Source organism: Curtobacterium sp. Leaf183 (genome assembly GCF_001424385.1).
Taxonomy (GTDB): Bacteria; Actinomycetota; Actinomycetes; order Actinomycetales; family Microbacteriaceae; genus Curtobacterium.
In genome coordinates, this window is sequence record NZ_LMPO01000012.1 from 125,257 (window position 1) to 146,899 (window position 21,643).

26 protein-coding genes and 1 tRNA gene are annotated in these 21,643 nt (G+C 70.2%); 10 read left to right on the forward strand and 17 right to left on the reverse strand.

The annotated features are described in order from the left end of the window. Nucleotides 1–28: 28 nt before the first annotated feature. From ASG04_RS16400 to ASG04_RS16410, 3 genes are all read right to left on the reverse strand, one after another. On the reverse strand, nt 29–703 hold the full coding sequence (locus ASG04_RS16400; RefSeq protein WP_056126507.1) for a response regulator: 675 nt from the start codon (nt 701–703) through the stop codon (nt 29–31). After that, nucleotides 685–2,022, reverse strand: coding sequence for a sensor histidine kinase (locus tag ASG04_RS16405; protein WP_082518315.1), 1,338 nt, complete (start codon nt 2,020–2,022; stop codon nt 685–687). Before ASG04_RS16405 ends, ASG04_RS16400 begins: the two co-directional genes overlap by 19 nt. A 127-nt stretch (nt 2,023–2,149) precedes the next feature. After that, nucleotides 2,150–2,506: a VOC family protein gene (locus ASG04_RS16410; protein WP_056126510.1), complete on the reverse strand. Its 357-nt coding sequence runs from the start codon at nt 2,504–2,506 to the stop codon at nt 2,150–2,152. Nucleotides 2,507–2,607: 101 nt separating this feature from the next. On the opposite strand from ASG04_RS16410, the gene ASG04_RS16415 reads away from it, so the two are divergent. The 3 genes from ASG04_RS16415 (at nt 2,608) to ASG04_RS16425 (ending at nt 4,167) form a co-directional block, all read left to right on the forward strand. Further along, nucleotides 2,608–3,192 carry a dihydrofolate reductase family protein gene (locus ASG04_RS16415; RefSeq protein ID WP_056126512.1) on the forward strand — a complete coding sequence of 195 codons (585 nt, stop codon included), beginning with the start codon at nt 2,608–2,610 and terminating at the stop codon, nt 3,190–3,192. A gap of 58 nt (nt 3,193–3,250) precedes the next feature. After that, nucleotides 3,251–3,550, forward strand: a complete 300-nt coding sequence (locus ASG04_RS16420; protein WP_162241735.1) for a Dabb family protein — start codon at nt 3,251–3,253, stop codon at nt 3,548–3,550. Nucleotides 3,551–3,672: 122 nt separating this feature from the next. Then, nucleotides 3,673–4,167, forward strand: a complete 495-nt coding sequence (locus ASG04_RS16425; RefSeq protein ID WP_056126515.1) for a hypothetical protein — start codon at nt 3,673–3,675, stop codon at nt 4,165–4,167. 232 nt (nt 4,168–4,399) lie between these two features. On the opposite strand, the gene ASG04_RS16430 is transcribed toward ASG04_RS16425, so the two are convergent. Beyond that, a tRNA-Ser gene (locus ASG04_RS16430) sits at nt 4,400–4,489 on the reverse strand. 142 nt (nt 4,490–4,631) lie between these two features. Here ASG04_RS16430 and ASG04_RS17220 point away from each other — a divergent pair. Together ASG04_RS17220 and radA are read left to right on the forward strand one after the other, a co-directional pair. Continuing rightward, nucleotides 4,632–5,618, forward strand: a complete 987-nt coding sequence (locus ASG04_RS17220; RefSeq protein ID WP_082518317.1) for an SGNH/GDSL hydrolase family protein — start codon at nt 4,632–4,634, stop codon at nt 5,616–5,618. Nucleotides 5,619–5,627: 9 nt separating this feature from the next. Next, nucleotides 5,628–6,989: a DNA repair protein RadA gene (gene radA / locus ASG04_RS16440; RefSeq protein ID WP_056126517.1), complete on the forward strand. Its 1,362-nt coding sequence runs from the start codon at nt 5,628–5,630 to the stop codon at nt 6,987–6,989. A 15-nt stretch (nt 6,990–7,004) separates the two neighbouring features. Here the strand turns inward: radA and ASG04_RS16445 are convergent, their stop codons facing one another. After that, complete coding sequence (locus tag ASG04_RS16445) at nt 7,005–7,388, reverse strand: SseB family protein (protein ID WP_162241736.1); 384 nt, start codon at nt 7,386–7,388, stop codon at nt 7,005–7,007. 295 nt (nt 7,389–7,683) lie between these two features. Between ASG04_RS16445 and ASG04_RS16450 the strand changes: the two genes are divergently transcribed. Then, nucleotides 7,684–7,890 carry a cold-shock protein gene (locus ASG04_RS16450; RefSeq protein ID WP_056126521.1) on the forward strand — a complete coding sequence of 69 codons (207 nt, stop codon included), beginning with the start codon at nt 7,684–7,686 and terminating at the stop codon, nt 7,888–7,890. Nucleotides 7,891–8,006: 116 nt separating this feature from the next. Then, nucleotides 8,007–8,453: a hypothetical protein gene (locus ASG04_RS16455; RefSeq protein ID WP_056126522.1), complete on the forward strand. Its 447-nt coding sequence runs from the start codon at nt 8,007–8,009 to the stop codon at nt 8,451–8,453. A 33-nt stretch (nt 8,454–8,486) separates the two neighbouring features. Here the strand turns inward: ASG04_RS16455 and ASG04_RS16460 are convergent, their stop codons facing one another. Both ASG04_RS16460 and ASG04_RS16465 read right to left on the reverse strand, forming a co-directional pair. Beyond that, nucleotides 8,487–9,191: a hypothetical protein gene (locus ASG04_RS16460; protein WP_056126524.1), complete on the reverse strand. Its 705-nt coding sequence runs from the start codon at nt 9,189–9,191 to the stop codon at nt 8,487–8,489. A 64-nt stretch (nt 9,192–9,255) separates the two neighbouring features. Beyond that, nucleotides 9,256–9,798, reverse strand: coding sequence for an amino-acid N-acetyltransferase (locus tag ASG04_RS16465; protein WP_056126526.1), 543 nt, complete (start codon nt 9,796–9,798; stop codon nt 9,256–9,258). Nucleotides 9,799–9,859: 61 nt separating this feature from the next. Here ASG04_RS16465 and ASG04_RS16470 point away from each other — a divergent pair, with 61 nt between their 5' ends. Beyond that, nucleotides 9,860–10,312 carry an SRPBCC family protein gene (locus ASG04_RS16470; protein WP_056126528.1) on the forward strand — a complete coding sequence of 151 codons (453 nt, stop codon included), beginning with the start codon at nt 9,860–9,862 and terminating at the stop codon, nt 10,310–10,312. Between the two features lie 67 nt (nt 10,313–10,379). Further along, nucleotides 10,380–10,562 (forward strand): hypothetical protein, encoded by a 183-nt coding sequence (locus ASG04_RS16475; RefSeq protein WP_056126529.1) that lies wholly within the window; start codon nt 10,380–10,382, stop codon nt 10,560–10,562. 72 nt (nt 10,563–10,634) lie between these two features. Here ASG04_RS16475 and ASG04_RS16480 read toward each other — a convergent pair whose 3' ends face one another. Then, nucleotides 10,635–13,157: an ATP-dependent Clp protease ATP-binding subunit gene (locus ASG04_RS16480; protein WP_056126530.1), complete on the reverse strand. Its 2,523-nt coding sequence runs from the start codon at nt 13,155–13,157 to the stop codon at nt 10,635–10,637. Nucleotides 13,158–13,366: 209 nt separating this feature from the next. On the opposite strand from ASG04_RS16480, the gene ASG04_RS16485 reads away from it, so the two are divergent. After that, nucleotides 13,367–14,299, forward strand: coding sequence for an NAD(+)/NADH kinase (locus ASG04_RS16485; protein WP_056126718.1), 933 nt, complete (start codon nt 13,367–13,369; stop codon nt 14,297–14,299). Nucleotides 14,300–14,441: 142 nt separating this feature from the next. On the opposite strand, the gene ASG04_RS16490 is transcribed toward ASG04_RS16485, so the two are convergent. The 9 genes from ASG04_RS16490 to ASG04_RS16520 form a co-directional block, all read right to left on the reverse strand. Beyond that, on the reverse strand, nt 14,442–15,497 hold the full coding sequence (locus ASG04_RS16490) for a sigma-70 family RNA polymerase sigma factor (RefSeq protein ID WP_056126532.1): 1,056 nt from the start codon (nt 15,495–15,497) through the stop codon (nt 14,442–14,444). 273 nt (nt 15,498–15,770) lie between these two features. Next, nucleotides 15,771–15,902 (reverse strand): hypothetical protein, encoded by a 132-nt coding sequence (locus ASG04_RS18010; RefSeq protein ID WP_258374221.1) that lies wholly within the window; start codon nt 15,900–15,902, stop codon nt 15,771–15,773. A 52-nt stretch (nt 15,903–15,954) separates the two neighbouring features. Beyond that, nucleotides 15,955–16,092, reverse strand: coding sequence for a hypothetical protein (locus tag ASG04_RS17525; protein WP_156463724.1), 138 nt, complete (start codon nt 16,090–16,092; stop codon nt 15,955–15,957). A 56-nt stretch (nt 16,093–16,148) separates the two neighbouring features. Beyond that, entirely contained in the window at nt 16,149–16,352 is a 204-nt protein-coding gene (locus ASG04_RS16495) for a hypothetical protein (protein ID WP_056126535.1), read from the reverse strand. Between the two features lie 40 nt (nt 16,353–16,392). Continuing rightward, nucleotides 16,393–17,928, reverse strand: coding sequence for a lysine--tRNA ligase (gene lysS, locus ASG04_RS16500; protein ID WP_056126538.1), 1,536 nt, complete (start codon nt 17,926–17,928; stop codon nt 16,393–16,395). Nucleotides 17,929–18,045: 117 nt separating this feature from the next. After that, nucleotides 18,046–18,771, reverse strand: coding sequence for a Rossmann-like and DUF2520 domain-containing protein (locus ASG04_RS16505; protein ID WP_056126541.1), 726 nt, complete (start codon nt 18,769–18,771; stop codon nt 18,046–18,048). After that, nucleotides 18,735–20,495: a PH domain-containing protein gene (locus ASG04_RS16510; protein WP_056126543.1), complete on the reverse strand. Its 1,761-nt coding sequence runs from the start codon at nt 20,493–20,495 to the stop codon at nt 18,735–18,737. Before ASG04_RS16510 ends, ASG04_RS16505 begins: the two co-directional genes overlap by 37 nt. 7 nt (nt 20,496–20,502) lie before the next feature. Then, nucleotides 20,503–21,024 carry a PH domain-containing protein gene (locus ASG04_RS16515; protein WP_056126545.1) on the reverse strand — a complete coding sequence of 174 codons (522 nt, stop codon included), beginning with the start codon at nt 21,022–21,024 and terminating at the stop codon, nt 20,503–20,505. 16 nt (nt 21,025–21,040) lie between these two features. Beyond that, entirely contained in the window at nt 21,041–21,520 is a 480-nt protein-coding gene (locus ASG04_RS16520) for a DUF3180 domain-containing protein (RefSeq protein ID WP_056126547.1), read from the reverse strand. Between the last annotated feature and the right edge of the window lie 123 nt (nt 21,521–21,643).

The following is a 21,643-nucleotide window of genomic DNA, read 5'->3' on the forward strand; positions in this document are numbered from 1 at the left end:
GCCGAGCTCGAGCACAAGCGGGCGCGCCTCAGCCGCCGGAGCGGACCACCCCGTGCTCGTACGCCCACACGACGGCCTGCACGCGGTCACGCAGCTGCAGCTTCTGCAGCACGTTCGACACGTGGGTCTTCACCGTGGCCTCGCCGACGAACAGCTGCGTCGCGATCTCGGCGTTGCTGCACCCGCGACCGAGCAACCGGAGCACCTCGGTCTCGCGCTCCGTCAGCCCCGGGACCGCGGCGTCCGGTGCGATGACCGGCACCGTCCCCGTCGTCGCACGGCTGATCACCCGCCTCGTGACGTCGGGGGCGAGCAGCGCATCGCCCGCCGCGACCGTCAGGACGGCGTCGACCAGCTGCTCCGGGGTCGCGTTCTTGAGCAGGAAGCCGCTGGCTCCGGCGTCGAGCGCGTCGAACAGGGTGTCGTCGTTGTCGAACGTGGTCAGGATCAGGACCGCGGGCGGCTCCGGCAGTGCCGTGATGCGGCGCGCAGCCTCGATGCCGTCGACCGTCGGCATCTGGACGTCCAGGCACACCACGTCGGGGCGGTGCTGCTCGACCGCCCGGACCGCCGCAGCGCCGTCGGCGGCCTCGGCGACCACGACGATGCCCGGCTCCGACTCGAGGATGATGCGGAACCCCGCCCGGACCAGGTCCTGGTCGTCGGCCAGCACCACCCGCACGGTCACGTCGTCGGCAGCCATGCGCGCACCAGGAACCCTCCTCGGGCACGTGGCCCGATCTCGACCGTGCCACCGACGGCGGACACCCGCTCCCGCATCCCGACGTGACCGAGGCCACTGCCCGCGGGACGGTCCGGGTCACCGGTCGCGTCCACGGTGGTCGGACGGGAGGCGCGGCTCCCGATCCCGGTGTCCGTCACCTCGACCTCGATCGCGTCCGGCAGGTACCGCAGCCGCAGGTCCGCGCGCGCGTCTGGCCCGGCGTGCTTCAGGACGTTGGTCACTGCCTCTTGTGCGATGCGGAAGGCGACGGTCGCGACGGTCGGCGGCACCGGTCGGACGTCGCCGACGACGGAGTACCGGGCGGGGTGCCCGGCGGTCGTGGCGGCGTCGGCGAGCTCGGCGATCCGCGCGATGCTGTCCGTGCTCGGTGCGGTGGTGCGGGCGATCCGCTCCGAGTCAGGTCCGTCGGACCCGGCGGCCGCATCGCCCTCGCGCAGGGTGCCGAGCATCCGCCGCAGTTCCTCGACCGCCGTGCGCGCGCTGGCCTCGACCACGCCGAGCGACGCCGCGGCCTGGTCCGGATCGCGCTCGAGCACCCGACGAGCGGCGCCGGCCTGCACCCCCATCAGCGACACGTGGTGGGCGACGACGTCGTGCAGTTCACGGGCGATGCGCACCCGTTCGAGTGTGATCGCCTGGGCCGCCGTGCGCTCCCGCTCGACGGCGAGTTCGGCTGTGCGCTCCTGCAGCGCGTGCTTCGCCACCGCGGACGTCCACGCCCGGTTGCCCGAGTACCAGGCGGCACCGAAGTACACCAGGTTGATGATGATCGACAGCAGCGCGTTGGCGACGAACGGCGGGATGAGCGAGTCGCCCTGGTTCGGCAGTGCGCTGGGGACCGACCAGCGGAACACGATCGCCAGGAACAGCCAGATGAACATGCCGACGATGACGAACCACCGGACGAACTCGGCACGGACCCGGTCGGAGCACCACGCCCCCACCGTGTACAGGCCGATGAACAGCGTGAAGTTGATGAAGATGGCCTCGGGCACGCGCAGCAGCTGCGTGCCGACGAACGCCAGCGCGACGAGCACCGCCACCGTCATCGGGAAGCGGCGACGGAACGCCAGCGGCCCGGCGTTCGCGACGACCATGAGCGCGGAGACCCACCACGGTGCCTGGTCGTCGTACATGCCGGCAGCGCCGGACAGGACGGCCGAGATCGCGATCCCGCCGGCGAGCACCAGCGCGACGACCACGTCCTGCCGGTACTCGCGGCGGCCGACGGGCAGGCGCGACCAGACGTCGTGCGCGGCCAGCCCCGTCGTCGTCATGGGGACCACGGTAGCGGGACGACGGCCACGGATGGCAGCGTCGCGGGACGTCGTGGAGAACGGACGGGAGGCCCGGTGCCAGCTGGCACCGGGCCTCCCGTCCGTTCCGTGGTCGCGACGCGACCGGTCAGCTGGTCGGCGGCGCGTACAGCTGCAGGTCGTTGCCCTCGCTGTCCTTGAACGGGACGATCTTGCCCCACGGGTGCTCGCTGATCTCGCCCTGGATGTCGGCGCCGCGCTCCTTGAGCGATGCGACCTCGTCCTCGATGCTGCCGTCCGGCTGGAACGACACGACCGCGCCGCCGTCGCTCGACGTGCTGGCGGACTCGCGCGCGTTCAGGCCGATGCGCAGGCCGTTCGCGTCGATCTCGCTCCAGTCGTCGTCCTGGCTCGTGACCTCGAGCCCGAGGGTGTCGCGGTAGAACGCGACCGCACGGGCCATGTCGGTGACGGGGACCCAGACTGCTGCAACTCCTGTTGCCATGATGATGCCTCTCGTGAGTGGTGGTCCGAACGCTAGGCAGAGGTGATGCGCACCGGCTCAGGAAGGTGCGCCGACCGCACCACCGGCGTAGGTTCCGCGGCATGAGACGCGTGACGTACTCCATGGGCATGACGGCCGACGGGTTCGTCGTCGGGCCGGACGGGCGCTTCGACTGGGGCGCCCCGGACGCCGAGGAGTTCCGCGCGTCGATCGACGAGGTCCGCGGCGTCGACGTGCACCTGCTCGGGCGGCGCCTGCACGAGACGATGGTGTACTGGGAGGACCCGGTGCAGGCGGCCACGTGGGGCGATGCCGAGCGCGAGTGGGCGGCACTGTGGAACGCGCTGCCCAAGGTCGTGTTCTCCCGCACGCTCACCAGCGTCGACGCGAGCAACACCCGGCTGGCGACCGGAACGCTCGGCGAGGAGGTCGAACGGCTGCGCGCCGAACCCGGCGACGGCGAGATCGCGATCGGCGGGGCGACCCTCGCGGCCGCGGCGGCGGGGCTCGGGCTGATCGACGAGTACCGCGTCCGGGTCTCGCCGGTGCTCGTGGGCGGCGGCATCCCCTTCTTCGCGATGGCGGAGCGACGGGTCGACCTCGAGCTGCTCGGTTCGCGGACCTTCGCGACCGGCGCAGTGGCGCTGCGGTACGGGGTGCGGCGACCGGCGAACACTCGGGGCTGAGGGTCGCGGTCGACGCCCCTGGCAGGCTGCACGCATGTCGAACGACGAAGGAGTCAGCATGTCCGCAGTCACCCACGTGGTCCTCGTCCGGTGGCAGGACGGCGCCGATGCCGCCGCCGAGGCCGATGCGATCGCGCAGGAGCACCTGCCGCGGATCGACGGGGTCACGTCGGTCGAGTCCGGCCCCAGCATCAGCACCGAGGGCAAGGAGGGCGACTTCGACTGGATGCTCGTCGTCGGGTTCCGTGACCGCGACGCCCTGGCCGGCTACCTGCCGCATCCCGAGCACCGGCCGGTCGCCGAGCACATCGGCGCGAACAGCGAGCGCGTGGTCGTCTTCGACGTCGAGGGGCGGTAGTCGAGAATCCCACCTGCCCGGCCCGAGCCGCTCCGAACGCGACTTCCGGTCATGAACGCCGGGAACCGGGCAGTATCTGAGCGGACGGTCCCGAAGGTCGAGGCCGGAGGAGGACCACCAGCATGACGTCGAACCCCTACCAGTCGAACCCGTACCAGTCGTCCGCGCCCGCGGCCGCACCCCGGCTCGTCACCATCGCGTTCTGGCTCTACCTGGTCACGGCGCTGATCCGCATCATCAGCATCATCGTCAGTGCCACGCAGCTGCCGCAGGCCAAGCAGGCTGCCCAGGACGCGATCGACCGGACCGGCGGATCGACGAACGGCATCGACGTGGACGCCGTGGTGCAGGCGTCGTTCGCGGTCAGCATCGTGGTCGGCATCCTGTTCATCATCGCGTTCGTGGTGTTCGACCTGCTCATGCGCCGTGGCGCGAACTGGGCCCGCATCGTGCTGCTGATCATCACGATCCTCGGCCTCACCGGGGTCGTGGGGGGCATCGTCGCCATCCTCGGCGTCCTCGCGTCGATCGTGGCGGCCGTCCTGACCTTCCTGCCGGCGTCCAACGCGTGGTTCCGTGCGGTCAAGGAGCGCAAGCTCGCCGCGAAGCAGCGCTAGCAACTGACGGACGGGAGGCGCGGTGCCGGCTGGCACCGCGCCTCCCGTCCGTCTGTGCGCAACTGGGTGTGCGCTGTCGGTCCCGGGGCAGCGATCACCAGCTGGCCTGGACTCCCGCGAGCCTGGGCCCTGGTAGGAGGCCGGCTCTCCATCAGCGGCGAGGGGCGCATCGCGTTCGCACAAGAGCTGCTGCCACAAAGAAGAGAACCCCCGCAAGAGCGGGGGTTCTCTGTGGCGGTACCGGTGGGATTTGAACCCACGGTGGAGTTGCCCCCACACATGTTTTCGAGACATGATCCTTCGGCCGCTCGGACACGGTACCGGGATCGAGGGTACACGATCCGGGAGGCCCCTCGCGACACCGCGGGCCGCCCGCCCTCCACAGATGGTCGGCCCCAGGGCCCGTCCCCCACCCCCAGCATCTGCTCTGATCCGACGAGTCCCGCGGGCGTACCGTCCTCGTCATGAAGTCCCGCACCCTCATCGCACTGCTCTCCTCGATCGGCGGCGGCCTCGTGGTCGCCGGTGGCGCGGCCATCGGCGCCCGGGCCGGCGTCAAGGGACAGCGCGCCGCCTCACAGCGAGTCGTCGAGATGCTCCCGACCCACGCCGAGTGGTGGCGTGAGCGGCTCCACCACGAGGGACAGCTGACGTACCTGGCGATCGGCGACTCCGCGGCCCAGGGCGTCGGCGCGACGGTACCGTCACGGGGCTACGTGGGGCTGCTCGCACGTCGCATCAAGCACCGCTCCCGCACCACCGTCCGCGTCGTGAACCTCAGCGTGTCCGGAGCGACGACCTGGGGCGCGAAGAAGGACCAGCTCCCGAAGCTCCGGAACTTCACGCCCGACGTCTGCACGGTGTCGATCGGCGCGAACGACATCGCCGACTTCCACCCGGACAAGTTCGAGCGCAACATCCGGGCGATCTACGCCGCCGTGCCCTCGCACGCGGTCGTCGCCGAACTGCCGTGCATGTTCTCGCCGGACCGTGAGCGCAAGGTCGCTGTCGCGAACGAGATCATCCACCGCGTCGCGGACGAACTCGGGCTGACGGTCGCCCCGCTGCACGCGATCACCAAGCGCGTCGGCATCCGGCGCACGTTCTTCAACACCTACGGCGACCTGTTCCACCCGAACGACCGTGGCTACGAGATCTGGGCGAGCGCCTTCGAGCCCGCGATCGACGCCCGCGTCGACACCGTGGCCGCGATCCGGCACTACCTGTCGGCACGCGAGGCCGAGGACCTCGGGCGTGAAGCCGGAGCCGTCGCGAACGCGCGCGCCGAGCAGGACACGGCAGACGTGGACGAGCTCGAGCACGCGCACCGCCCGAACCGCATCGACCGCCTGCGCGACCGCGTGACGGGGTCGATCCCTGCCGTCGGGGCGCAGGACACCCGCGCCGACGGGTCGCAGGAGCGGTCGGGTGATGTCGGCGGCGACGCCTAACCTCGACGCATGGCCCGCCCCCAGTCCACGTTCCGCTGCTCCGAGTGCGGGTGGACCACGATCAAGTGGGTCGGCCGCTGCGGTGAGTGCCAGTCCTGGGGCACGGTCGAGGACACCTCGGCCGTCACGGCGAGTGCTCGTGGCACCAGTGCCGTCGCCGTCACGGGGACCCGCATCGCGCAGCCCATCACCCAGGCCCGCGTCGGCGCCGTCCCACGCTGGACCAGCGGCATCGGTGAGTTCGACCGCGTGCTCGGTGGCGGCATCGTCCCCGGCGCAGCGGTCCTGCTGAGCGGCGAGCCCGGCGTCGGCAAGTCGACACTCCTGCTCGAGGTCGCCTCGCGTGCCGCGGCGACCGGCAAGCGCGTGCTCTACGTCAGCGCGGAAGAGTCCGTCGACCAGGTCCGCCTCCGCGCCGAGCGGACCGGCGCCATGCACGACGAGCTCTTCCTGGCGAGCGAGGTCGACCTCGGCGTCATCCTCGGCCAGATCGACCAGGTCCAGCCCGACCTGCTCATCGCCGACTCGGTGCAGACCATCTCCTCGGCCTCGGTCGACGGCATCGCGGGCGGCACCTCCCAGGTCCGCGAAGTCGCATCGACCCTGATCCGCGAAGCCAAGCAGCGCAACCTGCCGGTCCTGATCGTCGGGCACGTCACCAAGGACGGCTCGATCGCGGGTCCTCGACTGCTCGAGCACCTGGTCGACGTCGTCTGCCACTTCGAGGGCGACCGCCAGACCGCGCTCCGCTTCGTCCGCGCGCTGAAGAACCGCTTCGGCCCCACGGACGAAGTCGGCTGCTTCGACATGGCGGGCGACGGCATCCATGAGGTCCCGGATCCCAGCGGCCTGTTCATGTCCCGCAACGGCACACCCGTGTCCGGCACGTGCATCACGGTCGCGATGGAGGGACGCCGGGCGCTCCCCGTCGAGGTCCAGGCACTCGTCGTCCCCAGTTCGGCGCCGCAGCCGCGCCGGGTCGTCAACGGCGTCGACTCCTCACGCGTCGCGATGCTGCTCGCGGTGCTCGAACGTCGGGCGGGCATCAAGCTGTCCGACGCAGACGTCTACGTCTCGACGGTCGGCGGCATGAAGCTGACCGAACCCGGCGCCGACCTGGCGATCGTGCTGGCCCTCGCCAGCGCGGCACGCGACCGTCCGTACCCGCACACGCTCGCTGCGATCGGCGAGATCAGCCTGGCCGGCGAGATCCGCGCCGCCACCGGCGCCAAGCAGCGCGCGAACGAGGCCCGGCGACTCGGCTTCACGACCGTGCTCGGCGCCGACGCCGAACACCTGCGCGAAGCACTGCGCGTCGCGTTCTCGATGACGAAGTCCGTCCGCGAACGCGAGCTCGACGCCGCCTTCTAGTCGGCGTTCACCGCGTCAGGCGCGCAATGCGGCCAGCAGGTCCGTCGGCGACGACTGCATGGTGTGCGGGCCCGCGATGTCGAAGAACACACCCTCGAGCGAGTCCAGGTGCGCGGCGAGGAACTCCTCGAGCCGAGCGGCGTCGTAGACCATGACCTGCCGGACCTTCTCGTCCGGGACCATCGCCGTGTAGGCATCAGCCGAGGAGAACAGCAGCAGGATGCGCTGCTCCGACCCTTCCCGACCGAACACGCGCACCTGCATGTCCTTCTTGCCGGTGACCAGCCGCGGCACGATCACGATGTCGTGTCGCAGGGCGTACGCCACCGCTGCCACGTCCTGCTGCGCAAGCGCTTCCTCGAGCTGTTCGCTCCGGAATCGCTGTTCCTTCTCTGCCATCACCATCAAGTTCACCAGATTTCCCCGGATACCGGCGACCTCGTCTGGCCCTTCCTCCCCAGACACGCTACGTTGGTCACACCGCTTCGGCGGCGTCCAACGTCTGGACGAGGTGGTTTTGCCCCTCAACCAGACTCATGGGTCAGTGCAACCGGGTCTTCGACCCACCGTCTGATCCCGCACCCGTCCCGCCGGCACCTGCCCGCGTGGCGCATCATCCTCGTCGACATACGACGAGGCTCCGTCTGCGTGTCATACCGCGATGGAAAGCAAGAACAGTTAAGGAAACGCCATCATGGCAACTGGAACCGTCAAGTGGTTTAACAACGAAAAGGGCTTCGGGTTCATCGCCCCGGACGACAACAGCGCCGACGTCTTCGCGCACTTCTCGGCGATCTCGGGCAGCGGCTACCGCGGCCTCGAAGAGAACCAGAAGGTGGAGTTCGAGATCACTGAGGGCCGCAAGGGCCCGCAGGCGGAGAACATCACCGTCATCGGCTGAACCCCAGGGGAACGCTGACCGTCATCCGGTCGGCTGACCCCGAACACGACCGCGGTCGGACTCGATCGAACCTTCGTCATGACGAAGTTCGATCGGCCGGCCGCGATTGTGTTTGTATGACCTTTCGCACCACCATCGGCCGCACGTCCGCCGCACTCGTCCTGGGCGCTGCAGCCCTCGCTCTGACGGGCTGCGCCCAGATCCACCAGCAGGTCGGCAATGCCTGGGCCGTCACCTACGAGGTCAGCGTCGACTCCGCAGACGCCAGCACCCTGCGAGACGTCGCCTTCGTCGGCTCCGAGAGCCGCGGCGACGCGCCGGAGAAGCGGACGCTGTCAACCGCGTCGACCAAGCCCGGTGCCGGCGACGGTGACGACGGCGCGACCTGGACGCACGAGTCGATCGTCCTCGCCGAGGACCCGGCCTCCGTCATGGCGACCCCTGAGGACGGCCGGACGGCGACCTGCCGCATCCTGCTCGACGGCAAGCGCGTGATCGCCGAGGAACAGGGCCAGCCCGGGCAGCCCGTCCACTGCAAGGTGACCACACCGAAGTTCGACTGACGCCGGGGTCCGACTGACGCCGGGGTCCTCGGCTCAGTTCAGGATGAACTGCGCCGAGTCCGCCGACGTGATGTTCCCCACGGACACCTGCAGGTGGTAGCTCGCTCCCGCACCGGTCACCGACGGCCGAGACGAGTCGCACGTGGACGTCGACGACCGGGTGCGGTCCCACGCGATCGCCGGCGTGGTCAGGGTCTGCCCGGCCTTGATCGTGACGTCCTGGTTCGTCCCGCCGGTCTGGCAGTCCTTCGACGACCAGTACTGCTCCTCGCCGGAGCTGATCGTCAGGACCTGCTGCGCCGAGCCGAGGTCCATGTGGCAGGACTTCGATCCGGTGTTCTCGATCGACATCGCGATCTTCGGGTCCTCGGTGGGGCCGTAGGCGCTCTTGTCGAGCACCGGCTTGAGCGCGATCTGCCCCTTGCCGCAGGTGTCCCCGTCTGCGGCGGAACCGTCAGCAGAACCGTCAGCAGAAGCAGAAGCCGAAGAACCGGGCGACGACGACCCCGACGACGGCGCGGACGACGCCGAAGCGGCGGACGCAGGGGATGACGCAGCGGCCCGCGGCGAGGCGGACGGGGAGCCCGAGGCGGCGACGGACGGAGCACCGTTCCCCCGACCGATGACGATGAGCACGACCACGATCACGACGATCGCGACGGCCCCGAGCACGGTCAGACGACGGCGCCAGTACACGCCCGGCTTCTGCGGGCCGACGGGGTGACGGAACGACGACATGCGCACAGGGTAGGAGACGCCCGGCGCCCCGCGACGGAACCCCGCCGACGGCCGACGGAAAGCGTCAGAGGATCTTCAGCATGCGGGTGTTGCCGAGCGTGTTCGGCTTGACCCGCGCCAGGTCGAGGAACTCCGCCACGCCCTCGTCCGACGACCGCACGAGCTCGGCGTAGACGGACGGTTCGACGACCTGCTCGCCGATCTCCAGGTACCCGTGCTTCGCGAAGAAGTCGACCTCGAACGTCAGGCAGAAGATCCGCGCAACGCCGAGTTCTCGCGCGTCGTGCTCGAGCGCCTCGAGCATGCGGTGCCCGACCCGCTTGTGGATCCAGTCCGCGTCGAGGGCCAGGGTCCGCACCTCGGCGATGTCGTCCCAGAACACGGCCAGGGCACCGCACCCGATCGGGGTGCCGTCGGGACCCTCGGCGATCCGGAACTGCTGGATCGAGCCGTAGAGGGCCACGTTCTCCTTGCCGAGCAGGATCCGCCGGTCGACGTAGGGCGAGATGAGCCGCTGGATGTGGGGCACGTCCGACGCCAGCGCAGGGCGCACCAGGATGCCGTGGTCGTCCCGCTCGTGGAACGCGTGCTTGCCGTGCTCAGTCATCGGCGTCAACACTAGCCCGAGCCTGTGCCGCGCCCAGCCCCACCCGCATACCGTCGAGGTCATGCCCCAGATCATCGAGACCATCGACGTCAACGTCCCCGTCAGCGCCGCCTACGGGCAGTGGACCCGCTTCGAGGAGTTCCCGCACTTCCTCGACGAGGTCGAGGAGATCGTCCAGGTCGACGACACGACCACCGACTGGACCGTCAAGGTCGCCGGTCAGGAGCGCAAGTTCCGCGCCGTCATCTCCGAGCAGCACCCCGACGAGCGCGTCGCCTGGACCGTGAAGGACGGCGAGACCGACCATGCCGGCGTCGTCACTTTCCACAAGCTCGCCGACGCCGAGACCCGCGTCACCGTGCAGATCGACTGGCAGCCCTCCGGCTTCCTCGAGAAGCTCGGTTCGGCCGTGGGCGTCGGTGGCCACGCGGTCAAGAAGGACCTGCAGAACTACAAGGAGCGTGTCGAGTCCGCTCCCGCCGACGCCGGCTGGCGTGGCGACGTGCAGGCCTGATCCCCTGCTGAACGACCGGAGGCCCGTGCTGGGAACCAGCACGGGCCTCCGGCGTACCGTCCGGCACATGGACAAGGACACCAACCCGGAACACCGCGAGGACAACGGGTCCCTCGCCGATCTCAACGACGAATCGATCGGGCACGCCTTCGACCAGACCAACGGTCTGGCTGACGGACTGACCGGTGATTCCGACGGCACCGCCGAGAGCGACGTCGCCAGCGACGCCGAACGAGGCGACCAGCTCTGACAACCGACGACCACACAGACGGGAGGCCCGGTGCCAGCTGGCACCGGGCCTCCCGTCTGTCTGTGCTCGGTTCTAGGACTCGATCTCGCCCTGCGGGGCGGCGTCCGTTCCGGACTCCACGGCAGCGGCTCCGGCGAGGACTTCCTCGCGGCCCGGCTGACGCCCGGTCTCGAACTCGAACTTGCCCTCGCGGAAGTCCACCTTGACGTGGTCGCCCGCGGTGAGCTCACCCTGCAGGATGTGCTCGGAGAGCTGGTCCTCGACCTCGTGCTGCATCGCGCGACGCAGGGGGCGAGCACCCAGGGCCGGGTCGAACCCGACCTTGATGAGCTGCTCCTTGGCCGGCAGCGTCAGCTCGACGGTCATGTCGCGGTCGAGCATGCGGTCGGACAGGCGCTTGACGAACAGGTCCACGATCTGCAGCAGCTCGGGCTGCGACAGCTGCGGGAACACGATCGTGTCGTCGACGCGGTTCAGGAACTCGGGCTTGAAGTGCTTCTTGAGCTCCTCGTTGACCTTCGCACGCATGCGGTCGTAGCCGACGCCCGAGTCACCCTCGACCTGGAAGCCCACCGGGCCACCGGCGATGCCCTGCGAACCGAGGTTCGTGGTCATGATGATGACGGTGTTCTTGAAGTCGACGACGCGGCCCTGACCATCGGTCAGGCGGCCTTCTTCGAGCACCTGCAGCAGCGAGTTGAAGATGTCCGGGTGGGCCTTCTCGATCTCGTCGAACAGGACCACGGAGAACGGCTTGCGACGCACCTTCTCGGTGAGCTGGCCGCCCTCCTCGAACCCGACGAACCCGGGAGGGGCACCGAACAGGCGCGAGACGGTGTGCTTCTCACCGAACTCCGACATGTCGAGGGAGATCAGCGCGCCCTCGTCGTCGAACAGGAACTCGGCCAGGGCCTTGGCGAGCTCGGTCTTGCCGACGCCCGTGGGGCCGGCGAAGATGAACGAGCCCGAGGGGCGGTTCGGGTCCTTGAGGCCGGCGCGGGTGCGACGGATGGTCTTGGACAGGGCCGAGATGGCTTCTTCCTGACCGATGACGCGCTGGTGCAGGGCCTTCTCCATGAAGACGAGACGCGAGGTCTCCTCTTCGGTGAGCTTGAACACCGGGATGCCCGTGGCCTGGGCCAGGACCTCGGCGATGATGCCCTCGTCGACGGTGCCAGAGGCGGCCACGTCACCTGCACGCCACTGCTTCTCGAGGCGGAGACGCTCGCCGAGGAGCTTCTTCTCCTCGTCGCGCAGGCTGGCAGCCTTCTCGAAGTCCTGCTCCTCGATGGCGGCTTCCTTCGACCCGCGAACGGTCGAGATCTTCTCGTCGAACTCGCGGAGCTCCGGCGGCGCGGACAGGATCGAGAGCCGGAGGCGAGCGCCCGCCTCGTCGATCAGGTCGATCGCCTTGTCGGGCAGGAAGCGGTCCTGCACGTAACGGTCCGCCAGGTTCGCCGCCGACACGATCGCGCCGTCGGTGATCGAGACCTTGTGGAACGCCTCGTACTTGTCGCGCAGGCCCTTGAGGATGTTGATGGTGTGCGGCAGCGACGGCTCGTTCACCGTGACCGACTGGAAGCGACGCTCGAGTGCGGCGTCCTTCTCGAAGTGCTTGCGGTACTCGTCGAGCGTGGTGGCACCGATGGTCTGGAGCTCACCGCGGGCCAGCAGCGGCTTGAGGATCGACGCGGCGTCGATCGCGCCCTCTGCTGCACCGGCACCGACCAGCGTGTGGATCTCGTCGATGAAGACGATGATGTCGCCGCGGGTGCGGATCTCCTTCGTGACCTTCTTCAGGCGCTCCTCGAAGTCACCGCGGTAGCGGGACCCGGCGATGAGCGATCCGAGGTCGAGCGAGTAGAGCTGCTTGTCCTTCAGCGTCTCGGGGACGTCGCCCTTGACGATGGCCTGGGCGAGGCCCTCGACCACGGCGGTCTTGCCGACGCCGGGCTCACCGATCAGGACGGGGTTGTTCTTGGAGCGACGGGAGAGGATCTGCATGACCCGCTCCATCTCCTTCTCGCGCCCGATGACCGGGTCGAGCTTGCCGTCGCGCGCTGCCTGGGTGAGGTTCCGACCGAACTGGTCGAGGACCTGCGAACCCTGCTGCGCGTTCTGCTGCTGCTCGCCGCCGACGGCGACCGCTTCCTTGCCCTGGTAGCCGGACAGGAGCTGGATGACCTGCTGGCGCACCCGGTTCAGGTCGGCGCCGAGCTTCACGAGGACCTGGGCTGCGACACCCTCGCCCTCGCGGATGAGGCCGAGCAGGATGTGCTCGGTCCCGATGTAGTTGTGGCCGAGCTGGAGCGCTTCGCGCAGGGACAGCTCGAGGACCTTCTTGGCGCGCGGCGTGAACGGGATGTGCCCGGTCGGCTGCTGCTGGCCCTGCCCGATGATGTCCTGGACCTGCTCGCGGACGGCGTCGAGCGAGATGCCCAGCGACTCCAGCGCCTTGGCGGCGACGCCCTCGCCCTCGTGGATGAGGCCGAGGAGGATGTGCTCGGTGCCGATGTAGTTGTGGTTGAGCATCTTCGCTTCTTCTTGAGCGAGGACGACAACACGACGGGCTCGGTCGGTGAATCTCTCGAACATGTGCTCTCCCTTGGCCCTTCGTACCGGGCCGACAGCTGCACCGGGCTCGTGTGAGTCCGGTCACGTACTCCGAGAGTAACCAGCGCTCCGCCCTCGGGCTGCCCCTGTTCGCCGTGGGCGTGACCACCGTGCTCCCGGTGCGCTTCCCGGTCCCCGGGACGACCCACACGGCAGCGTGGCGGGCAGGTCCGCCCGGTAGCATCCGGCACATGGAGCAGCCCGTCGTCGGTCTCGTCGTGCACCCGACCAAGAACGTGCAGGAGTCCGTCACGACCCTGCAGCGCTGGAACTCCTCCGGCCGCGGTCGCCTGGTCGCCCGCCGTATCGACGCCGCCCGCATCGGCGCGGTCATCGACGTGGTCGAGGACGAGGAGTTCACCGACATCGTCGACCTGGTGGTCGCGCTCGGTGGCGACGGCACGATGCTCGGGGCGATGCGCCTCGTCGCGAAGCGCCCGGTACCGGTGCTCGGCGTCAACCACGGCAACGTCGGGTTCCTGGTCGAGATCGAGCCGCCGGAGCTCGAGGCCGCGCTGGAACGCCTGTCCGCCGGCGAGTACCAGCTCGAGCCGCACCACGCACTCGAGGCCAAGCTGACGTGGAGCGGCGCCCGCACCGACTACCTCGCGTTCAACGACCTGACGATCGTCCGCCGCCCGGGTGCCGGGCAGGTCTCCGCCGACCTCAGCGTCGGCGGCTTCGGGTACGGGTACTACCGCGCGGACGCCATCGTCGCGGCGACCCCGGCCGGCTCCACCGCGTACAACTACGCCGCGGGCGGTCCGGTCCTGTCCCCCGCGCTCTCCGGGTCCGTCGTCACGCCGGTCGCGCCGATGGCGGGCATCGACCGCGCGGTGGTGCTCGCAGCCCGCGAGCGCTACCGGTTCGACATCGCCGAGGGCACCAGGAGCGCCGCACTCGAGGTCGACGGACTCGTCGTCGGCGAGGTCGCCACGGGCGCACAGATCGACATGCGGCTGCGCAAGGACGCCGGCAGCGTCGTCCGGCTCGACGCCGAGCGGCACGGACGCACCGGGCGGGTGAAGCTGAGCCTGCTGGACCTGCCCGTCCGACCCGACCAGCTCGTGGAGCTGATCCCGAGCGACCTGCGGCAGAAGCTGCGACGCGAGGTCGAGGACTGAGCCGTCCCCGGACATGGATGTGGCCCGCCCGAGCAGTGCTCGAGCGGGCCGTTCCCATCACCCCACCGGATCGCCTTCCCACAGGACGACCCGGGTTCCCCCAGTCGGCACCGCGCACGGCACCGACCGAAGCTGTTGCGCGCTACTCGGTCAGGTAGAGCTGCATGTCCTGCGAGACCGCCTTGGCGAAGAGGCGCAGCTTGGCACGCGACTCGACGCGGCTGACCGCCTGGCGCGTGGTGTGCACGATCTTCGAGATCTCGTCGAGCGTCATCGGCTTGTCGTCGTCGAGGCCGTAGCGCATGCGGATCACGTTGGCCTCGTCGCTCGGCAGTTCAGCGACGATCGAGCGGATGTCGCGGTGCAGGAGCGTGGTCTCGGTCAGCTCGTTCGGGGACGCGGCGTCCTCGTCCTCGATGAAGTCGCCCAGCTCGCTGTCGTCCGAGTCACCGACGACGGTGTGGATCGAGACCGGCTCGTGCGAGCGGCCCTTGAGGTCGACGAGCTCCTCGACCGACATGCTCAGCTCTGCCGCGACCTCCTCGGGCATCGGCGCGCGGCCGAGGTCGACGGTCAGGTCACGCTCGGTGCGCGAGATCTTGTTGATGAGCTCGACGGTGTGCACCGGGATGCGGATCGTGCGGGCCTTGTCGGCGAGACCGCGGGAGATGGCCTGGCGGATCCACCACGTGGCGTACGTCGAGAACTTGTAGCCCTGCGTGAAGTCGAACTTCTCCACCGCGCGGACCAGGCCGAGGTTGCCCTCTTGGATGACGTCCATGAAGGGCAGGCCGCGCTGCGAGTAGCGCTTCGCGATGCTGACGACCAGGCGCAGGTTCGAGGTGATCATGCGCTCCTTGGCACGCTCACCGTCGCGGACGAGCCACTTGAGCTCACGCTGCAGGGCCTTGGGGAGGCCGGCCTCGGTGGCCAGCTTCTCGCCGGCGAACAGGCCGACCTCGATGCGGCGGGCGATGTCGGCTTCTTCCTCGGCGGTGAGGAGTGCCAGACGCCCGATGTGACGGAGGTAGTCACCGACCTGGTCGACCGATGCACCACGGACCCCGGCGAGCTGCTCGTCCGCCTCGACCTCGGCCACGGCGTCGAGCGTCGTGCTCTCGACCTTCGCGGTCTCGGTCTTCGCGGCCTTCTTCGTCCGGCGCGATGTCGTGCTCGGTGCTGTCGTTGCGATCGTCATGTGACTCTCCCTGCAGTGACGGTGACGGCGGTGGGTGAGACCAAGTAGAGCGGTCCGAGGGTGTACCCCACAAACCGGCGGGATCGATTCCCAGGGTTCTCCGTGCTTCACCATCGGAACCGTCCCCCGCGGGGTACGGCNGCGGGGATGTTTCCCGCAACCGCGCAACGTTGTACCCCGGGGTGCAGCGCTTCGTGGACAAGCAAAAGGGGTACGTCGATCCGGATCAGGTCGATCCGGTCGCCGTACCCCGAACAGCAGGCGGGTGGGGTGTCACCAGGAGGGCTCGAGCCAGCCTTCTCGGCGCTTCGAGACCTCGAGGTCGGCATCGCGGTCGTACTCGTCGTACTCGCTCTCGATGTCGCCGACCAGGCTGCGGACACGAGTCATCGGGGTGTTGGGCATGGCGATGATGCTCACACCGGACGGCAACCGCCACGTGAACGCCCGGCGACGCTCAGACGTCGATGTCGTCGTCGTCCCCGTCGTCCCAGGCGCCGTCGTCGCGCGCGGGGTCGGCCAGCGCCGGGTGCCCGAACGCGTCGGTCGGGTCGAGGTCCACGGGGTCGACGGACTCAGGCGTCCACGGGTGCATGGGACGACGGTGCCACCGCCCGGTGAACGGACGGTGACGTGGTGTGCACGCCCGGGCTACTCCGCCGAGGCGGGTGCCGGAGCGGGCTTGCCGTGCTCACGCTCGAAGCGCGCGCGTTCCTCGGCCTCGACCTTGGCGTACGCGGCGCGCTCGGTGCGGTCGGCCCGCATGATCGCACGCATGACGAACCAGAACACGAGGCCGACCACGACGGTCGGCGTCAGGGCGAAGATGATCCCGGTCACGACTCCATGCGGCACACGGGCATCCTAACCCCGCGCGACGAGGCGCCAGCTGGGACTACTTCACCAGGGGGAACAGGATCGTCTCGCGGATGCCCAGGCCCGTGATGGCCATGAGCAGCCGGTCGATCCCCATGCCCATCCCGCCGGACGGGGGCATCGCGTGCTCGAGCGCGCGCAGGAACTCCTCGTCGACGCGCATCGCCTCGGGGTCGCCCCCCGCGGCCAGCTCGGCCTGTTCGACGAAGCGCTCACGCTGCACGACGGGGTCGACGAGTTCGGAGTACGCCGTCCCGAGCTCGAACCCGCGGACGTACAGGTCCCACTTCTCGACGACGCCCGGACGGCTGCGGTGCTGTCGGGTCAGGGGCGAGGTGTCGACCGGGAAGTTCATGACGAACGTCGGCCGGTCGAGGGAGTCGATCACGAAGTGCTCCCACAGTTCCTCGACGTACTTGCCGTGCGTGGCGTGCGCGACCTCGACGCCCTCGGCCGCGGCCAGCTCCTGCAGCTCGGACAGCGGCGTGGACGGGCTGATCGTGCGACCGGCGGCGTCGGACAGCGAGCCGTACATGTCGATGCGCGGCCACTCCCCACCGAGGTCGTAGGTCGACCCGTCGGGCAGCGTGACCTTGAGCACACCGCCGGTGACGGCACGCGTGGCGTTCTGCACGAGCTCCTGCGTCAGGTCGGCCATCTGCTCGTAGTCGCCGTACGCCTGGTAGGCCTCGACCATCGCGAACTCAGGCGAGTGCGACGAGTCGGCGCCCTCGTTCCGGAAGTTGCGGTTGACCTCGAACACCCGGTCGATGCCGCCGACGACGGCCCGCTTCAGGAACAGCTCGGGCGCGATGCGCAGGTACAGCTCGGTGTCGAACGCGTTGGAGTGCGTGACGAAGGGCCTGGCCGAGGCGCCGCCGTGCTGGGTCTGCAGCATCGGGGTCTCGACCTCGAGGTACTCGTGCGACGCGAAGGTCTGCCGGAGCGACGTCATCACGGCGGCGCGGGCGCGGACGGTGGCGCGCGCCTGGTCGCGGACGATCAGGTCGAGGTACCGCTGGCGGACCCGGGTCTCCTCGCCGAGCTCGTTGTGCAGGTTCGGCAGCGGCAGGATCGCCTTCGACGCCATCGCCCAGTCGTCGACCATGACCGACAGCTCACCCCGGCGTGAGGAGACCACCCGGCCGTGCACGAACACGTGGTCGCCCAGGTCGACGAACTCCTTCCACCGCGCCAGCGACTCATCGCCGACCTCGGCCAGGGACACCATCGCCTGGATCCGGGCACCGTCGCCGGACTGCAGCGTGGCGAAGCAGAGCTTGCCGGTGTTGCGCGAGAACACGACCCGGCCCGCGACGCCGACCAGGTCGTCCGTCTCCTGACCGGTCTCGAGGTGCTCGTGCCCTGCCCGGACCGCGGGGATGGTCGTCGTGATCGGCAGCTCGGCCGGGTAGGCCTGCACACCGGCGTCGAGCAGTCGCGCGCGCTTGTCGAGGCGGACCTGACGCTGCTCGCTGGTCTCCTGCTCGGCGAGCGCGGCAGCGTCGGCGAGCGCGGCAGCGTCGGTGTCGGTGGTGGCGGTCTCGTCGGTCATGCTGGTGCGGCTCCGGAGGTCGTGGGGGGACGCGTCGATGCTACCCGGCCACGTGCGCTCCCCCGGAACCGCGGGGACAGCACCGCGGGGGCTGTACCGCGGGGACGGTGCCGGGGCCTACAGCCGCGACTGCCCGTCGGCCGCGGCGAGCGCGTTGTCGACGGCCGACCGCACGAGTGCCCCGAGCACCCGACCGGGCTGTTCGACACCGATCCCGGACAGGGTGCCGGCCGACTGGTCGACGATCGCGGTCGAGAAGCTCACGGCGGCGCGCACGGCATCGGCGTAGGCGGGACGGTCCTGCTCGGCGACGACGAACGGCTCCGCCCCCATCTCGACGACGAGCGCCTGGGCGATGGGCAGGACGGGCGAGGGCGCCGTGACCGCGCACCAGGCGTCACGCAGTCGGACGAGGTCGATGCTCGTGCCGGTGAACGCCATCGCCGGGTGGATGGCGAGCGGGATCGCGCCGGCGGCCATGGCGGGCGCGAGGATGCCGACGCCGTGGTCCGGGCTCGTGTGCACGACGAGCTGCCCGGGCTGCCACATGCCCGCGTCCGCCAGCCCCTGCACGAGGCCGACCAGCTGGTCGTCCGGCACCGCGAGCAGGACGAGTTCGCTCCGCTCGACGAGCGCCGGCGTCTCGAGGACGGGCACGCCGGGCAGGAGCGCCTCGGCCCGGTCGACACTCGTCTCGGACACCGCGGTGATCCCCACGACGGCATGCTCGGCATTGGCCAGGGCCGCACCGAGGACCGGCCCGACCCGGCCCGCTCCGACCACCCCGACGCCCAGACGTCCGGCCCTCACCGGACGGCTCCGGTGGGCGGGACGTCGCCCCACCCGGCGGGCGCAGGTGCCCGGTCAGGAGGCCCGTGCCGCTCCGGTCCCGCCACCTGCGGTCCCGCAGCCGGTGCGGCGGCAGCGCCCCGGGCCTCCTGTCCGCCTGCTGGTGCGGAGGCGGACCGCCAGCGGTGCGAGGTGTCGGTGGCCGCGGCCTCGAGCGCGCGCTCGGCGGTCTCGGCCCACAGCTGCTGCGCGTCGCGGGCGTCGATCGCGCCCACCGTCGCCGTGACCGGACCGGACACGGTCTGCACGTGCACGGACGCCAACCGGAGCAGGCGCTCGACCGGACCCTGCGAGACCTTGACGCTCTGCACGCGCGGCAACGGCACGACGACCAGCGTGCGCCAGACGGCCCCGAGCCGCAGCAGCACGGCGCCCTGCACGAAGCGGTACCCGTTCCGGCGGGCCGACAGCGGGCGCAGCCAGCGACCGCGGCGGGGCGAGTGCCGGAAGCCGCCCTGGTCACCCGTGGTGGTCAGGCTGTCGTCCACGACGTCGACGGCCTCGGCGGACCCCTCGCGCATCCGGTCCTTCGAGGCGCCGGGTCCGACGACCGCGCTGCCGACGAGCGTGGGCAGGATGATCTCGAGGACCTGTCGGACGTCCTCGGCGGTCCCCACCGGCAGCACGATCGAGGACACCTGCTGGTTGTTCGACGCACCGTTGCCGGCGTTCGTCGCCCGGTTGATGCGGATGTCCCACCAGCCGAACGGTCGCCACAGCAACGGCTGCGCGACGCTGACCGCGTGGATGCGGCCCGGCGGCAGCGTCTCGTTCGTCGTCGACACCAGACCGAACCCGATGCGGATGCCGTCGCGGGTGTCCGCGATCGTGTACTGCAGCGACTTGGAGAACTTGCGGACGTAGTAGCCGCCGGCGCCGATCACCGCGGGGAACAGGGACACCAGCAGGAAGTACTCGCCCGTGACCGCGATGCTGACGATGATCGCGACGACGAGCAGCAGGATGAACACGGTCGTGCCGGAGAGCAGTGTCGACGCGATGAGCCGGCCGGGCCGCACCCGGACGATGCGCGTCGCGTGCACGGACGCCGGGTCGAGCTCGGGCGACAGGAACTCCGAGACGCGGTCCTGCACCAGACCGTTCGACGCGGGGTGGTCGGGGCCGGACTCGTCGTCCTGGGCTCCGGACGCCAGGACCAGGATGCGCTGCCGCAGGTCGTCACCGGCCTTCGCCCCGAGGTAGGCGAGCTGGACGTTCGCGTCGTTGCCGGCCTGGGCGATCTCGAGCTTGGCGGTGCCGAACAGCCGCGGGATGAGCGGGCGGCTGATGTTGATGCCCTGGATCCGGTCGAGCCGGGCCTTGCGGTGGTTGCGGAACAGGACACCCGAGCGCACCTCGACGATCTCGCCCGTCACCCGGAACTCGTGCATCCGCCAGGACAGGTAGAACAGGCCGATCAGCACGACCAGGAACCCGACGATCCCGAGCAGCACCCACCCGACCGCGCCGTGCTCGTAGACGTACCGGACGGGGTCGCCGTCCTCCTGCGGCCCGCCACCCGGGATGACCATCTCGACCAGGGTGTCGCGCAGGTTGTTGAGCACGATGCCGAGCACCACGATCAGGAAGATGCCACCGCGCAGCAGCGGCGTCAGCGGGTGCAGCCGGTGCCACTCGCCGTCGGTCAGGGGCGCGGCTGCGGCCGCGTTGCCGTGGCGCGGGGGTGCGGGCGGCGTCGGCCCGGGTCGGAACGTCACGGTGCCCTCAGAGCCCGGCGCGGCGGGACTCGGCGAGTTCGACCAGCCGGTCCCGGAGCTCGTCGGCGTGTTCGGCGGGGATGCCCGGGATGCGCACGTTGGTCGACGCGGCCGCCGTCACGAACTTCAGCTCGCTCATCCCGAGCATGCGGTCGAGCGGCCCGCGGTTCACGTCCACGAGCTGCAGACGACCGTAGGGCACCGCGGTGAAGCGCTGCCACATCAGGCCCTTGCGGAGCACGAAGTCGTCCTCGCGCAGGGCGTACCCGATCGCGCGGACCCGGCGGGGCGTCAGGATCGCGGTGACCAGCGAGGCGATGCCCACCGCGGCACCGATCAGGGTCCAGACGAGTCCGGCCGTGTCCGAGGGACCGCCGTTCGCGACCCCGATCAGGATGCAGCCAGCGGTGACGACGACACCGGCGAGGACGGTCGTGACGAGCTCGGTCCAGACGAGCTTCGACGACACCCTGGTCCAGTCGATTCCGGTCAGCCCGAGTCCGTGCTCGTCGAGTCGTTCGCGCGGCATCGGGCCCTCCTGGTGGTCATCGTGCCGTCGTGCCGCCCCGTGGGTCGTCCGGGTCGTCGTCGTCCGGTGGGGCGATGCACATGCGTTCGGCGACGAGGGCGCACACGGTGAGCACGATCCCGCCACCGACCGCCACGGCACTCGGCAGGGTCGAGCCTAGCGAAGGGACGACGGAGCGGGTCAGCAGGTACACGAGAAGCCCGAGTGCGAAGGCGCCGAACAGCACGCCGCAGATGCTCGAGGCCTTGGCGAGGACCACGACGCGGGTCGCGTAGATCGGGTCGACGCGGCGGCCGGGGACACCCTGCGCGTGGCGTCGGACCGGCAGGGCCAGGGCGATGAGCACCACGCCGATGAGCGCCAGGGCGAAGCCGAGGGGGCTGACGAGCAGGAGTGCGGGCGCCTGGCGCGACGCCAGGGCGGCGTTCAGCGCGAAGCCGGCGATGCCGGCGACGACGGCGAGGCTGATCAGCGTGGAGGCGCGGGTGGTCTTCACGGGGTGGCGTCCGTTCCGGTGGTGGTCGGGTCGGCGTCCGGACGGGAGGCCGTGGTCACGCCGTCGAGCAGGCGCGGCTCGTCGACGCGCTCCGTGTCGTCACCGTCGAGCAGGCGCGGCTCG